Below are 15122 nucleotides of genomic sequence, written 5' to 3'. Positions count from 1 at the left end.
ATTATACCAGAATTGAAACAGCTTGTCCATCTTGCGGCACGGCTTACATCATCTGCGCATTTTTCTCAAAAAGAGAACGAAGCGTTTTTGCGCAGTACAGGTACGCCGGAACGAGAAACAGATCGGCGAGAATCCATGCCACCGGGCTTGCGAAGCAGACTGCGGTGTAACCAAAATACGGAACCAGGAAAAAGGCTACCACCGAACGGCCGATCATCTCGCAGACGCCGGCAAGGATTGCAAATTTGCTGAAGCCCATGCCCTGCACGGTAAAGCGTACGACATTGACAAGGGTCAGCGGAATGTAAAATACCATGTTGATCAGCAGCATCTGACGCGCCTGGTCGAGGATGACCGTCTCAGATGCATCTACAAAGAGAAGCGAAATCTGGCGGGACCACAGAAACATGACTCCTAAAATGACCACGGAATACACGCTTCCAATAATGGAACTTGTCAAAATACCGGTGTTGACACGATCCATCTTCTTCGCACCGACGTTCTGTCCGGCATACGTCGCCATAGTGGAGCCGAGCGCGTCGAACGGACAGCAGCAGAACATGGAAATTTTACCGGCAGCCGTAACAGATGCAACCGCAGTGGAACCAAGGCCGTTGACAGCGGTCTGCAAAATAACACTTCCGATCGCGGTGATTGAATACTGCAGTCCCATCGGGATTCCCATATTGCACAGATTAAGCACATAATGCTTGTGCAGCTTCCAGTCCTCTCTCGTAAAAGCAAGGATGGTGAATTTTTTCTTCATATAAAAGAGACACAGGAATCCAGAGACTCCCTGCGCGATAATCGTCGCCCACGCGGTTCCCGCTACTCCCATCGGGCGGACCAGCGCAAGATCTAGCACGATATTCAGTATTGAAGAGATACCGAGGAAAATCAGTGGGGAGCGGCTGTCGCCGAGGCTCCGCATGATTGCTGATGTCTGGTTATAGAGCACCATAAGCGGAATTCCGAGGAAAATAACAAAGATGTAAGCGTATGCACCGTCCAGAATATCGGACGGGGTTTTCATCAGAATCAGAATGTCGCGGCACCAGATGCAGACAAGAACGGTCATCACCACGGAAAGAATACCGGCCAGGACGGCTCCATTTCCTACATACCGGCACAGCGCTTTCCGGTCTCCTGCCCCGAACATCTGCGCAACCGGAATTGCAAATCCGCTGCAGACTCCCATACAGAATCCCACGATCATAAAGTTGATCGAACCTGTGCTTCCAACAGCCGCGAGCGCTTTCGCGCCTAAGAATTTTCCTACAATAATCGTATCGACCATGCTGTAAAACTGCTGGAACAGCATGCCGAGCAGCAGCGGCAGTGCAAACCCCAGAATCAGTTTTACCGGGCTGCCGTTTGTCAGATCTTTTACTGCACTTTTCTTTGTTGCCATGTGATGTCCTCCCTATTGTCGTATGTTTTTGCTTCCCCTTTTTGTCGAATCTCATGCCATTTTATATCTTGTTTTCTCAGAATGCAATCCCGTAATACTGCCGAATTAAGAGACGTTTTTTCATCACTTTTACGTGTTTTTGACATGGCGGCCGCCTGTGCAGGAATTCTGTTTTTTTGCGCACGCCAAAAGCGGCTGCGGCAGGTTCCCGTTCCGGAACGCTGTGCCGCAGCCGCTTTGCTGTTCTTTCTTATTTTGCAAATTCTTTCTTTTTCCACTGAAGCAGAATCATCACAGCCACCAATGCGGTCAGAAAATCAGAAACCGGCTGGGAGGCAATAACACCGGAAAAACCGGCAAGTTTTGAAGCGCAGAAAATTACAATGGCAAAAATCACGCCCTGACGTCCTGCTGAAAGAATCATTGCTCCTGCCCCGTTTCCGATCGCCTGGAAAATACAGGTCGATGCGAGTACGATACCAACAAACGGCATACCAATGAGCTGGACGCGGAGGATCTGCTGGGCCGCTGCAATGACATCCGCCTCTTTTAAGAACAGTCCCACGAGAAGCGGAGCCGCCGCACCGAGCACAACCGCCATTCCGGCACCGGTCAGCACTTCCAGGAGGAAGGCAAAGCGGATCGTCTCACTGAGACGTTTTTTATTTTTCGCTCCATAATTGTATCCGACCAGCGGCTGTCCGCCAAAAGCGAAACCGACCATCACAAGAACAGAAATCATAATAATTTTCAAAGCAATTCCCATCGCTGCAACTTTGTCCATTCCATACGGCTGCAAAAATCGGTTCGTCAGCGTCACGCCGATGCTCTGCATGAAGTTTGTGACGGATGCCGGAATGCCGATGGCAAGAACGGCGAGCACCTCTGCTCCGGTCATTTTCAGTTTTCGGAAATCGACGGAGAGATAGCGGCATTTCTTTATCATAAAGATAACATAGAAAATATCACCGCAGATGTTGCCGATCACCGTTGCAATCGCTGCTCCGGCTGCTCCCATGCCGAGCGTGTAAATAAAGATCGGGTCAAGAATGATGTTGACGACGGCTCCCAGCATTGTTCCGATCATCGAGCTTTTGCGAAGCCCTCGGTCCGAAGAAGATTGTTCGGCGTCAGCTGCAGGATGATAAACGGTGCGCCGAGTGCAATCCACTGGTAATAGTCCCCCGCATACTGCCACGTCGTCTCATCACAGCCAAGCAGGCCAAGGATCGGCTGTTTGGCGGCAAGCAGGATGATGCTGACCGCAATGCCGACAGCAATCGCTGCGTAAAAGCAGAATACGCTGATCCGTCTTCCGTCCTCGTACTCTTTTTTACCGAAGAGGCGCGAAATGACGGAACTGCCGCCGACGCCGAAGATGTCACCGAGTGCAATCATCAGCGTGAAAATCGGTGTGCCGAGCGATACGCCGGCAATCAGTGCCGTGTTTCCGGTCCGCGCGATGAAAAAAGTATCTACCATATTATAGATCAGCGACACGACCATGCCGAGCACGACCGGAAGTGCGAGCGTCATATATGCTTTGGACACTTTTGTTTTCTCAAATAATTCGTTTTCCATTTTGAAAACTCCCCTTTCCTCTTTTTCGGTTACAGTTCACTGGTACCCAGCAAACTGTAACATTTTTCATTCTGGTTTATCTTAGCAGACTTTCTTGCTTTTTCTTGTGTCATATGTCACAATAAAGAAAAAGTTTTCCAAAAAATTTTTCTGTGAAAGGATTTTCCTATGAAACGAATTTTTGATCCGACTCTGCTGGACTTTTATCTTCAGAAACATGAGATCCCATCTCTTTTCGATACCCCGGATCTCGCATTTTCTCTGTATCAGTTTGAAAAGGGCGAACGGCTCGACACGCTGAATCCGGAGGAATACCTCTCGTTCCTCGTGGACGGTTCCATCGAGATCAGCGCCAACCGCGCCGACGGCACGAGCTACCCGATCGGCTATCTCGACGGCTTTACCTGCATCGGCGATATGGAATTCTGCGGAAAACGCGATGATACGCACCAGATCGAGGCACGCACCACCGCGCTTTGTATTGTTCTGCCGCTCGCTTCCACGAAAGAGCTTCTGCTGAACGACAACCGCTTTTTACGATATCTTTTAAACTCTGTCACCGAAAAGCTGATGCTTTATTCCAGCTCCCAGTCGAATTTTTCCACGCTCGAGGAATCCTTCCTCTCTTATCTCTCAGAGCGCTGTCCGGATCAGACGTTTTCCGGCGTGGAAAAGATGGCCATGCAGCTCCACTGCAGCCGCCGCCAGCTCCAGCGGGTTTTAAAGAAGCTGCTCGAAGAAGGACAGCTTGTGAAACTTTCGAAAGGTTCTTACCGCCTCAGCTGAAAACGCCATCGCTTCCTTATTTCCACGATTCCAGGATCGATGTTCCGATCGTTCCCTCCGGCATTTTTACGCCGAAGTTCTCTGCAACGGATGCGCCGATCACAGCGAAGGTGTCCTTCGTCTCCTGAAGGCCGCTCTCCTTCATAGACGGTGAGTACGCAAGGAGCGGCGCCTGTTCTCTGGTGTGGTCCGTTCCGGTATAAGTCGGGTCGTTGCCGTGGTCTGCCGTGATCAGGAGCAGATCGTCGTCTTTTAACTGCTCCAGCAGCTTTCCAAGGTTCACATCGAATTTTTCAATCTCTTTTCCGTAGCCTTCCGGGTTTCTTCTGTGGCCCCAGAGTGCATCGAAATCGACGAGGTTGACAAAGCACAGTCCGGTAAACTCTTTTCCTGCCGTCTCAATCGTCTGCTCCATGCCGTGGACGCTGCTCTTGGATTTCAGACTCTCCGTGATGCCCTCGCCGCAGAAAATATCGTTGATTTTTCCGATACTGATGACATCATATCCTGCCTCCTGCATCGCGTTGAGCACGGTTTTTCCCGTCGGTTTGACAGCGTAGTCGTGACGGTTTGCGGTGCGGACGAACTCTCCTTTTTTCTTTCCGACGTACGGTCTTGCAATGACACGGCCGACTTTCCACTCGTCTTTCATGGTCAGCTCACGGGCAATCTCGCAGTAATGATACAGCGTCTCCAGTCCCATCGTCTCCTCGTTGCCGCAGATCTGCAGTACGGAATCCGCCGAGGTATAGACAATCAGTTCTCCGTTTTCGATCTCGCGCTCTGCCAGCTCATCGAGGATCTCCGTTCCGCTCGCCGCCTTATTGCCGATGATCTTTCTGCCGGTTCGTTTTTCCAGCTCGTCGATCAGTTCTTTCGGAAATCCGTGGTCGGTGAACGTAACGAACGGCTTTGTCGTGTAAATTCCCATCATCTCCCAGTGGCCGGTCATGGTGTCTTTTCCGTTGCTCGCCTCGTTCAGTCTTCTGGCGTAACTCTTTGCCTCATCCTCTGTCACACCGCAGAGATTTCCCATGCCGAGGCGGCGCAGGTTCGGGATTTCAAGGCCTCCCTGACTCTCCCAGATGTGGCCGAAGGTATTGACACCGACATCCCCAAACTTCTCCGAATCCGCCATCGCCCCGATTCCGAGAGAATCCAGGACGATCAGAAAAATACGGTTATATTTTCTCATACTCTTTACTCCTTTCTTTTTAACTCAGCTCAAACATTCCATGATAGAGCTGATAATATTTTCCTTTCTGTGCCAGAAGTGCGTCGTGGTCGCCGCGCTCTACGATATTTCCCTGCTCCAGCACCATGATCGCATTGGCGTTTCGCACGGTGCTTAAGCGGTGGGCGATGACAAATACGGTTCTGCCCTCCATGAGCTGGTCCATTCCTTTTTCGATCAGCGCCTCGGTTCTGGTGTCAACGGAAGATGTTGCCTCGTCAAGAATCAGCACCGGCGGATCGGCAACGGCGGCACGGGCAATCGCGAGAAGCTGGCGCTGGCCCTGGGAGAGGTTGGCTCCGTCGGAGGTCAGCATCGTGTCGTAGCCGTTCGGCAGACGGCGGATGAAGGAATCCGCATTCGCAATTTTGGCCGCATGTTCAATTTCTTCCTGCGTGGCATCGAGTTTTCCAAAACGGATGTTTTCTGCTACGGTTCCCGTGAACAGATGGGTATCCTGCAGAACGATACCGAGGGAGTGGCGCAGAGCGTCTTTTTCGATATCTTTTACGTCAATGCCGTCGTAGACAACCGCGCCGCCCTGGACGTCGTAGAAACGGTTGATCAGGTTCGTGATCGTCGTTTTTCCGGCTCCTGTGGAACCGACAAAAGCAATTTTCTGGCCTGGTTTGGCATACAGGCTGATGTTCTTTAAGATCAGACGGTCTGCCGTGTAGCCGAAATCCACGTTTTCAAAACGCACATCGCCCTTTAATTCCGTCATCGTTCCGTCCGGGCGCTTCCATGCCCAGCGGCCTGTTGTCTCTTCGCAGACGGCAAGTGCGCCGTTCTCTTCTTTTACGTTGACCAGTTCCACTTTTCCCTCATCGATTTCCGGCTCCAGGCTCATCACGTCGAAGACACGCTCCGCACCGGCGAGCGCTGAGAGAAGGAAGTTGCTCTGCTGGGTGAACTGGTTGATCGGAAGCGCCGCCTGGCGGACAAAGACAAGGTAGCTTGCCAGGCTTCCGATATCGGCTTTTCCGTGCAGGGCGAGAAGGCCGCCGAGCACTGCCACAATCGCATAATTGACATACGAAATGCTGACAACGACAGGAACCATCGTCGCCGCATACCCCTGCGCGCCGGTTCCCGCTTTCCGGAGCTCCTCATTCTTTTTGCAGAATTCCGTAAAGCTCTCTTCTTCGTGGTGGAACACCTTGACGACTTTCTGTCCGGTGATCAGCTCCTCAATATAGCCGTTCAGTTCTCCGAGGCTGTTCTGCTGCTTCGTATAATAACCCTTGCTGCGCTTTCCGCTGAACTTGATATACCAGAACATGATACCGTAGCACACCGTTACAATCAGCGAGAGCCGCCAGTTTAGGATATACAGCAAGGTCAGTGTTCCCACAATCTGGATGAAGCTCTGGATAACCATCGCAAAACTGTTGTTCAGGGCATCTGCCATCGTGTCGATATCGTTCGTGAAAAGACTCATGATATCGCCGTGGCGTCTGCTGTCGAAGAACTGCAGCGGCAGTGTCTGGACGTGTTCGAACAGATCGCGGCGGATATCAAATACAACCTGCTGTGCTGCTTTTACCATGGTCTGCGTGTAGCCGTATGCTGCGAGTGCGCCGCACCCGAAAATGAGTGCCGTAATCAGCACGCCGCGCAGCAGTGTGTGCACATCTCCGTCCGCCAGTCCGTTGACAACCGGGCGGATCATATACGTTCCAAAGAGGTTGGCTCCCGCGCTGATTGTTACCAGTACCGCTACGACTGCGAGCATTTTTTTGTGCCGTCCCAGATAAGACAGGAAGACGCGCAGCGTGTGTTTCAGGTTCTTTGGTTTCTTTCCGCTATAAGCTCTCGCTGCCATTTTCGTCTCCTCCTTTCATCTGTGAGGCGTAAATTTCCTGATAAATCGGGTCATCCGCCAGCAGTTCAGCGTGCGTGCCGATCCGGTGTACTTTTCCGTCATCAAGAATGATGATCTGATCCGTATTCATGACGGATGTTACTCTCTGCGCAATGATAATTTTTGTGACATTCTTCCGCGCCGCCAGTGCCTCGCGGATCTTTTTCTCCGTTGCCGTGTCGACCGCACTTGTCGAATCATCGAAGATCAGGATTTTTGCCTTTCCGATCAGCGCACGCGCGATGCAGAGACGCTGCTTCTGGCCTCCGGAGAGGTTGCTTGCGCCCTGCTCGAGCACGGTGTCGAGGCCGTCCGGCATGCGGTTCAAAAATTCATCCGCACACGCCGCGCGGCATGCTTCCCAGATCTCCTCATCGGATGCATCCACATTGCCCCATTTCAGGTTTTCACGCACGGTTCCGGAGAACAGCACGTTTTTCTGCAGAATGATATTGACTGCATCGCGGAGAGCGGCAAGATCGTACGCGCGCACATCCTTTCCGCCGACGCGGACGGTGCCGCGGCTGGTATCATACAGACGCGGAATGAGCTGCACCAGCGTCGTTTTCGAAGAACCTGTTCCTCCGAGGATTCCTACCGTCTGACCAGCTTTGATCTTCAGCGTAACATCGGAGAGTGCGTACTCTTTTGCTTCTTCTTTGTATTTAAACGATACGTTGTCAAACTCCACGCTGCCCTCTGTCACTTCTGTTACACCATTTTCCGGCGAGGTGAGCACGATTTTCTCATCGAGCACCTCGACAATCCGGTGTGCGCTCGCCATGGAACGGGTCAGAAGCAGGAAGACGTTTGCAATCATCATCATCGAGTTCATGACCTGCATGACGTAGCTTAGAAATCCGGTCAGGTTTCCGACGGCAAGCTGTTTTTTCAGAATCATATTTCCGCCGAACCACAGAATCAGCACGATCGCGGTATACATGACGCCCTGAAATGCCGGCAGATTCAGCACGGCGTAGTGGAACGTCTGCTCGCTCGCTGCGGTCAGGTCGGTGTTGACCTCGTTGAATTTGTCTTCCTCGTACTCATCCCGCACGAAAGCTTTGACGGCACGGATCGCGGTCAGCCCCTCCTGGACAACGTTGTTCAGGCGGTCCACCATGGACTGCAGTTTTGTGTACATCGGGGCAACTCTCCGCACAATCAGGGAGAGAATAAAGCCAAGAAGCGGGTACATACAAGGAATACAAATGCCAGCCGCGGATTCATATAGAATGAAAGGCCGATTCCCATAATCAGAAGCGACGGTCCGCGCGTGATCGGGCGGAAGCCGGCGCTTACCATATTCTGGATGACGGTAACATCCGTCGTCATACGGGTGATCAGGGATGATACCGCAAAGTGGTCGAGGTTGGAAAATGCATACTGCTGCATTTTCTCATACTCCGCCTTCCGGATCTCAGCTCCCCAGCCGTACGTCGCCCGCGCCGCAAAGTGCGCGTATAAAATTCCGGTCACAAGCGCACAGAGCGCGCAGATTCCCATCTGGATTCCCTTGCGGTAAATGTAAGGGATATCGCCGTTCGCAACGCCGATGTCAATCAGATTGGAAATCAGAATCGGAATAAAAAGTTCAAAACACGTTTCTACCAATACCAGCACTGCTCCGAAAATCATATCCCGCTTGTAGGGACCTGCATACGAGAGCAGACGCTTCATATCATTCATCTTCTGTCACGTCCTCCTTTTGCTGTTTTTCGGAGTCCATTTTACCATACCCCGGCATGATTTTCAACGCGCCGAAATAATCCCTTTTACCCCAAAAATCCCCTTTTCCCAACAACTTTTCTGTCGTCAGAAAAAGAGGATCGTTTTTTCACTCACGGATAACCTGAAACGTTTTCCACTTGCCCTGTTTGAATCTCCACCAGAAGATGATGCCGCGCACGGACCAGTCGAGGCACATCGCAAGAGCGATTCCCATAACGCCCATGTTCATCCAGATTGCAAAAATCACAGAGAAAATCAGGCGGATGCCGATGGTCGTGAAGAGGGAAATTCCCATTGTGAATTTTACATCTCCTGTCGCACGAAGGCCGCTTCCAAGCGGTCCGGCGTAGCAGAGTGCAATACCGTTGAAAATATTATGCAGCAGTACCAGCCAGAGTGTCAGCCGCTTCGTCTCCTCGGACACCGCATAGAAGGAAAGGACAAACGGTGTGACTGCAAAGACAAGCGCATTCCATGCCACTCCAATGATCAGTGTGATTTTTATCAGCTTGCGGAAATAATACTCCGCCTGATCAGTATCTCCCGCGCCCATGCACTGTCCGATGACGGTGATGAATACTGGGGAAAGTGCACTGCTTGTGAGTGCCGCCATGGACCATATACTCTGGGCAATGCCGTTTGCGGCAATCTGGTAGGTACCAAACAGTGCTACCACACTGGAAAGTGCTACTTTGACGAGCTGGAAAATACCGCTCTCGATACCGTTCGGAACTGCGATACTGAGGATCGTTTTCTGGAAGCTCAAGTCTACTTTAAAAATCCACTCTTTCAGATACTGCACCGGATTTCGCTTTGAGAAGCAGAGAACCGTGATAACAGCTGCGGAAAAGATACGCGCAATCAGCGACGGAACCGCAACGCCAGGCACACCTGTATGCAAAGCAAAGACGCCGATACAGTTTCCGACTACGTTGATCACATTCGATGCAATCGAAAGGTACATCGTCGTGCTGGTTTTTCCAAAACTGCGGTACAAAGCCGCTCCCGCATTGTAAATCGCCATTGCCGGATAGGAATATGCCGAGATACGCAGATACGTCACGCATGCCGCCATGACATCATCCTCAACCTTGCCGAACATCAAACGCATCAGCTGTTCGTTGGCAACCAGTACCACTACAGAAATAACAACCGACAGCAATACCGATGCCGTCAGAAGCTGGGAAGCTGCCGCTCCCGCCTGCTCCTTGTCCTTCTTTCCGATATACTGGCTGATGACCACCGCACCGCCGGATGCCAGCGCTGTGAACAGATTGATAAAGATCATATTAAACGCATTGACCAGTGACACACCGGAAACCGCCGCCTCTCCGACAAATCCGATAACAAACACGTCCGCAATTCCGACCAGAGCCACCAGAAGCTGCTCTAGGAAAAGCGGAATAATCAGCTTTTTCAAATCCTGATTTGTAAACATAAAACCCCTCCTGCCATTTTTCTTTCTGTCTCTATTTTAGACATCTAACAGCTCATTTGTCTAATGCTTATTCTAAATGGCAGTTCATACGCGGATTGCATATTACACTTCACAGAAATCTCTTTTCACTTTCTCACACAGCTTGCCATACACACGCTCCACAAACCACGGCTCTGTCGATTTTTCTGCGATCTGCTCCACCGGAATCCAGCCGACTGCGCTGTTTTCATCCGGCTTGCAGCGGATTTCCTGTACCGGGTCTGCTTCCATGAGATATGTCACATTCAGATGGAGATGTGTCGTCACGTACTTTCCGCGCTTCACATGGCCGTCCACCGACAGGATTTCGAGCGAGAATGGCTGATCCGATAAGAGCTTCACCTCTTCAATCCCGGATTCCTCCTTCACTTCTCTTACCGCCACGCTGCAAAGATCCGCATCTCCGTCCGCGTGGCCGCCGAGCCATGCCCAGGAATGGTAAATATTGTGATACGCCATCAGCACCTGCTTCCGATCCGGGCTTACGACCCAGGCGGAGGCAGTCAGATGTGCGGTCTCATTTTCCCGCGTCAAAATATCGCATCCGCTCTCCATCCATTTCAGCAGAATCGCCCGATCCCGCTCTTCCTGCTCATTGTACGGACGGTATTCCCGGATCTGCCGCAGCAGGTTTTCTTTGGCTGTTTCATTCTGCATCCGTTTTCCCTCCCACTTTGATTTTAAACGATTGATAAAAAAGACCCCGGCGCCTGTATTTCTACAGACCGCCGGGGTCTCCTTACGTTTGAACACAAATCATGCTACTGCATGAAAATCCTGATTCGGACAGATTCTGCTTAAATTAAGCGTTCTTCTGAGCGATAGCTGCCTGAGCTGCTGCCAGACGGGCGATCGGCACACGGAACGGTGAGCAGGAAACATAGTCCAGACCCAGTTTGTTGCAGAACTCTACGGAGCTCGGATCTCCACCGTGCTCACCGCAGATACCTACGTGCAGAGAAGAGTTAACCGGTCTTCCAAGATCGATAGCCATCTTCATCAGCTTGCCAACGCCGTCCTGATCGAGTTTTGCGAATGGATCGTTCTCGAAGATCTTAGCGTCATAGTAAGCGTTCAGGAACTTACCAGCATCGTCACGGGAGAATCCGTAAGTCATCTGGGTAAGGTCGTTGGTTCCGAAGCAGAAGAAGTCTGCTTCTTTTGCGATCTCGTCTGCAGTCAGAGCTGCTCTCGGGATCTCGATCATGGTACCAACTTCGTAAGTAAGGTCGCTGCCTGCAGCTGCGATTTCAGCGTCAGCAGTCTCTACTACGAATTTCTTAACGTATTTCAGCTCTTTGATATCGCCAACAAGCGGGATCATGATTTCCGGTTTTACATTCCAATCCGGATGAGCTTTCTTAACGTTGATCGCTGCGCGGATAACTGCGCTTGTCTGCATCTTAGCGATTTCCGGATAAGTTACAGCAAGACGGCATCCACGATGACCCATCATCGGGTTGAACTCGTGCAGACCAGCGATGATTGCTTTAATCTGCTCAACAGTTTTGCCCTGTGCGTCAGCCAGTTTCTTGATGTCCTCTTCCTCAGTCGGAACGAACTCATGAAGCGGCGGATCCAGGAAACGGATAGTAACCGGGTTGCCTTCCAGAGCTTCATACAGCTTCTCGAAGTCTCCCTGCTGCTCCGGAAGGATCTTAGCAAGTGCTGCTTCTCCTCTCTTCTACAGTCTCAGAGCAGATCATCTCACGGAATGCATCGATTCTGTTGCCTTCGAAGACATATGCTCTGTACGGCAAAGACCAATACCTTCTGCGCCAAGCTCACGAGCTTTTTTAGCGTCTGCCGGAGTATCAGCGTTTGTACGAACTTTCATGGTTCTGTATTTATCTGCCCAGCCCATGATTCTTCCGAACTCACCAGCGATGGTAGCGTCTACGGTCGGGATCAGTCCGTCATAGATGCATCCGGTAGAACCATCCAGAGAGATGCAGTCTCCCTCGTGGTACTCTTTGCCAGCCAGTGTGAATTTCTTGTTTGCCTCGTCCATTACGATATCACCGCAACCGGATACACAGCAGGTTCCCATACCACGGGCAACTACGGCTGCGTGAGAGGTCATACCGCCACGAACAGTCAGGATACCCTGTGCAGATTTCATACCTGTGATATCTTCCGGGGATGTCTCAAGACGAACCAGAACAACTTTTTCTCCTCTTTCAGCCCATGCAACAGCGTCATCAGCTGTGAAGACGATTTTTCCGCAAGCAGCTCCCGGAGATGCTCCCAGTGCTTTTGCCATTGGAGTAGCCTCTTTCAGTGCTTTTGCATCGAACTGCGGATGAAGCAGAGAGTCAAGGTTACGAGGATCGATCATTGCAACTGCCTCTTCCTCTGTTCTCATTCCCTCATCTACAAGGTCACAAGCGATTTTCAGAGCAGCTTTTGCTGTTCTCTTACCATTACGTGTCTGCAGCATGTACAGTTTACCGTGCTCAACAGTGAACTCCATGTCCTGCATATCTCTGTAATGTGTCTCCAGAGTTTTGCAAACATCTTTGAACTGTTTGAAAGCTTCCGGGAATTTTTCTTCCATCTCGGAAATGTGCATAGGTGTACGAACACCGGCAACTACGTCCTCGCCCTGTGCGTTGGTAAGGAACTCACCGAACAGTCCGTTCTCTCCTGTAGCAGGGTCACGAGTGAAGGCAACACCTGTACCACAGTCATCTCCCATGTTTCCGAATGCCATCATCTGTACGTTAACAGCGGTACCCCAGGAATACGGGATGTCGTTGTCACGACGATAAACGTTTGCTCTTGGGTTGTCCCAGGAACGGAATACGGCTTTTACAGCTCCATCAGCTGTACCTTAGGATCGGTCGGGAAATCCTCACCGATTTTAGCTTTGTACTCAGCTTTGAACTGCTCAGCCAGTTTTTTGAGGTCATCAGCGTCAAGATCTACGTCCTGTTTAACACCTTTCTCCTCTTTCATCTTGTCGATCAGCTCTTCGAAGTATTTTTTACCAACTTCCATAACTACGTCAGAGAACATCTGAATGAATCTTCTGTAGCAGTCCCAAGCCCAACGTGGGTTGCCGGAAGCCTGTGACAGAGTTTCAACAACCTCTTCGTTCAGACCAAGGTTCAGGATGGTATCCATCATACCTGGCATGGAAGCTCTTGCTCCGGAACGTACAGAAACGAGAAGCGGATTTTTAGCATCTCCGAATTTCTTTCCTGTGATTCCTTCCATTTTATCGATTGCTTCCATGATCTGGCCCATGATCTCGTCGTTGATCTGTCTGCCATCCTCATAGTACTGTGTACAAGCCTCGGTTGTTACCGTGAATCCCTGTGGTACAGGAAGTCCCAGGTTTGTCATCTCAGCCAGGTTTGCGCCTTTTCCACCGAGAAGGTACGCATGTCTGCATTACCTTCAGTGAACATGTAAACCCATTTTGCCATTGTTACTTTTCCTCCTACTTGTAATTTTGATAGGTTATAGTAAAGTATTTCCAGATTGCCCTGGATGATACGTTCACCCTATACTGATTGCACCGAAAAGAAAGATATTCTCGGGCGCACATATTTATTTTACCATAAGAATATCTTTAGTCAATAAAAATATGGCAAATTTTCGGTATTTTTTTTAATTTACAGTTCACTCGTGTGTTCTGGCGGGCAAATTTCATGCTTGCATGAAAATTTGTTTGCAAGAACACACGAAGGGAGCGCCGAGAAATGAGCAAAAGGAGCTGCGCAGCAGCGGAAAGCGCTGAAAGCGCAGTTTTGCGAATGGCGCGGGTGAACTGTATCGTCTGTGCCCCTGTTATGTTTTATTATATCAGCTTTTGGTTACTTTTTACAGGGTTTTTTGTAATTTTCGCGTAAAAAAAGAAGTATCGCACAATTTTTTTCATTTTACGATACTTCTTCTTCTATTTTTCCCGGTAAATTTTCGGAATTGTTCGATTTTATGCTTTCAAAATTACGGTTTTGATTACGAAATACAGCAGCACAATCACACCGAGTACGATACGGTACCAGCCGAAGGCTTTGAAATCGTGCTTCTTGATGTACTGCATCAGGAATTTGATGGCAAAAATCGATACCGCAAATGCCACCAGCATGCCGACGATCATGATCGCCACCTCAACACCGGTAAAGGCAAAGCCGTGTTTTACCAGTTTTAAAAGGCTCGCGCCGAACATAACCGGAACGGCAAGGAAAAACGTGTACTCCGATGCCAGCTCTCTCGAGCATCCCAGCAGGATACCGCCGATGATGGTTGCTCCCGAACGGGAAGTTCCCGGTACGATGGAAAGGAGCTGGAAAACACCGATATACAGCGCATTTTTCCAGGTAATCTCTTTGATTTTTGTTGCAGACAGTGTTCTCGTCTTGTTGTAATTCTCAATGATGATGAAGAGGACACCATAGATGATCAGCATCAGTGCTACGATCACGTAATTCATCAGATGGGCCTCGATCCAGTCGTTGAATGCCAGTCCGATCACGGCTGCCGGCAGACACGATACGACGATCTTGAACCACATGATAATTTTGTCCAGATAACAGTAATTGTCTACAAAGTTCTGAATACCTGCAAAGACCTTGTTGTCGCTTGGATTGGCAAAATAGCTCCGGCTTCTGGCTTTACTTTTACCATGAAACGGCCAGAGATCCCAGAAATAGATGACGACAACCGCAAGGATTGCACCGAGCTGGATGACAACTTCAAAAACATTCTTGAAATCAGCTGTCACATTCAGCTTAATAAACTCATCTACCAGAATCATGTGGCCGGTGCTGCTGATTGGAAGCCACTCGGTAATGCCCTCTACGATACCCAGCAGGATAACCTTTAACCACTCAATGATGTTCATACGATATGTACCTTTCTCTTTTTGAATTGGATGCCCTTTTCTGGCATTCTATTAAAAATCTATCATACTTATGCTAAAAACACAAGCGCGTCACGTTTTCTTTTTTTGTAAAATCCATTCAAACCCACATTCGGCCAAAAAAGCTCTCTGCCGCTTTGTTTCTGCAGCAGAGAGCTTTTCTTTGCT

At 50.1% G+C, this 15122-nt stretch carries 12 protein-coding genes and 2 pseudogenes; 1 reads left to right on the top strand and 13 read right to left on the bottom strand.

Annotated elements, in window-relative coordinates:
* Positions 1-43 precede the first annotated feature (43 nt).
* From DWZ60_RS10915 to DWZ60_RS18215, 4 genes are read right to left on the bottom strand one after another with little or no spacing between them, the layout of a single operon-like run.
* On the bottom strand, positions 44-1411 hold the full coding sequence (locus DWZ60_RS10915) for an MATE family efflux transporter (RefSeq protein ID WP_055219374.1): 1368 nt from the start codon (positions 1409-1411) through the stop codon (positions 44-46).
* A complete protein-coding gene (locus DWZ60_RS17115; RefSeq protein ID WP_147326094.1) occupies positions 1387-1689 on the bottom strand; it encodes a hypothetical protein in 303 nt (100 codons plus the stop codon). Before DWZ60_RS17115 ends, DWZ60_RS10915 begins: the two co-directional genes overlap by 25 nt.
* On the bottom strand, positions 1662-2498 hold the full coding sequence (locus tag DWZ60_RS18220) for an MATE family efflux transporter (RefSeq protein ID WP_243038301.1): 837 nt from the start codon (positions 2496-2498) through the stop codon (positions 1662-1664). The genes DWZ60_RS17115 and DWZ60_RS18220 overlap by 28 nt, the downstream gene beginning before the upstream one ends.
* Positions 2495-2992 (bottom strand): MATE family efflux transporter, encoded by a 498-nt coding sequence (locus tag DWZ60_RS18215; RefSeq protein WP_243038300.1) that lies wholly within the window; start codon positions 2990-2992, stop codon positions 2495-2497. Before DWZ60_RS18215 ends, DWZ60_RS18220 begins: the two co-directional genes overlap by 4 nt.
* Positions 2993-3160: 168 nt before the next feature.
* Between DWZ60_RS18215 and DWZ60_RS10905 the strand changes: the two genes are divergently transcribed.
* Positions 3161-3778, top strand: coding sequence for a hypothetical protein (locus DWZ60_RS10905; RefSeq protein ID WP_119221634.1), 618 nt, complete (start codon positions 3161-3163; stop codon positions 3776-3778).
* A 16-nt stretch (positions 3779-3794) separates the two neighbouring features.
* Here the strand turns inward: DWZ60_RS10905 and DWZ60_RS10900 are convergent, their stop codons facing one another.
* From DWZ60_RS10900 to DWZ60_RS10870, 9 genes and pseudogenes are all read right to left on the bottom strand, one after another.
* A complete protein-coding gene (locus DWZ60_RS10900; protein WP_118594952.1) occupies positions 3795-4973 on the bottom strand; it encodes a phosphopentomutase in 1179 nt (392 codons plus the stop codon).
* A 19-nt stretch (positions 4974-4992) separates the two neighbouring features.
* Entirely contained in the window at positions 4993-6837 is a 1845-nt protein-coding gene (locus DWZ60_RS10895; protein WP_055219380.1) for an ABC transporter ATP-binding protein, read from the bottom strand.
* Positions 6818-7660 (bottom strand): ABC transporter ATP-binding protein, encoded by an 843-nt coding sequence (locus DWZ60_RS18210; RefSeq protein WP_243038302.1) that lies wholly within the window; start codon positions 7658-7660, stop codon positions 6818-6820. The genes DWZ60_RS10895 and DWZ60_RS18210 overlap by 20 nt, the downstream gene beginning before the upstream one ends.
* 99 nt (positions 7661-7759) lie before the next feature.
* Positions 7760-8514 (bottom strand): annotated as a pseudogene (locus DWZ60_RS18205) (ABC transporter permease); the annotation flags it as partial.
* Positions 8515-8713: 199 nt separating this feature from the next.
* Complete coding sequence (locus DWZ60_RS10885; RefSeq protein WP_119221633.1) at positions 8714-10045, bottom strand: MATE family efflux transporter; 1332 nt, start codon at positions 10043-10045, stop codon at positions 8714-8716.
* A gap of 102 nt (positions 10046-10147) precedes the next feature.
* On the bottom strand, positions 10148-10741 hold the full coding sequence (locus tag DWZ60_RS10880; RefSeq protein ID WP_022462955.1) for an NUDIX hydrolase: 594 nt from the start codon (positions 10739-10741) through the stop codon (positions 10148-10150).
* A gap of 145 nt (positions 10742-10886) precedes the next feature.
* Positions 10887-12842 (bottom strand): annotated as a pseudogene (gene ppdK, locus DWZ60_RS10875) (pyruvate, phosphate dikinase); the annotation flags it as partial.
* A 53-nt stretch (positions 12843-12895) separates the two neighbouring features.
* A complete protein-coding gene (locus DWZ60_RS18200; protein ID WP_243038299.1) occupies positions 12896-13432 on the bottom strand; it encodes a PEP/pyruvate-binding domain-containing protein in 537 nt (178 codons plus the stop codon).
* A 592-nt stretch (positions 13433-14024) separates the two neighbouring features.
* Entirely contained in the window at positions 14025-14936 is a 912-nt protein-coding gene (locus DWZ60_RS10870; protein ID WP_118659600.1) for an undecaprenyl-diphosphate phosphatase, read from the bottom strand.
* Between the last annotated feature and the right edge of the window lie 186 nt (positions 14937-15122).

The organism is Blautia sp. AF34-10, from assembly GCF_003477865.1.
In the GTDB taxonomy this organism is placed as follows: Bacteria; Bacillota; Clostridia; order Lachnospirales; family Lachnospiraceae; genus Fusicatenibacter; species Fusicatenibacter saccharivorans.
The sequence above is the reverse complement of the archived record's forward strand: the minus strand, read 5'-3'. Positions and strand labels throughout refer to the sequence as shown.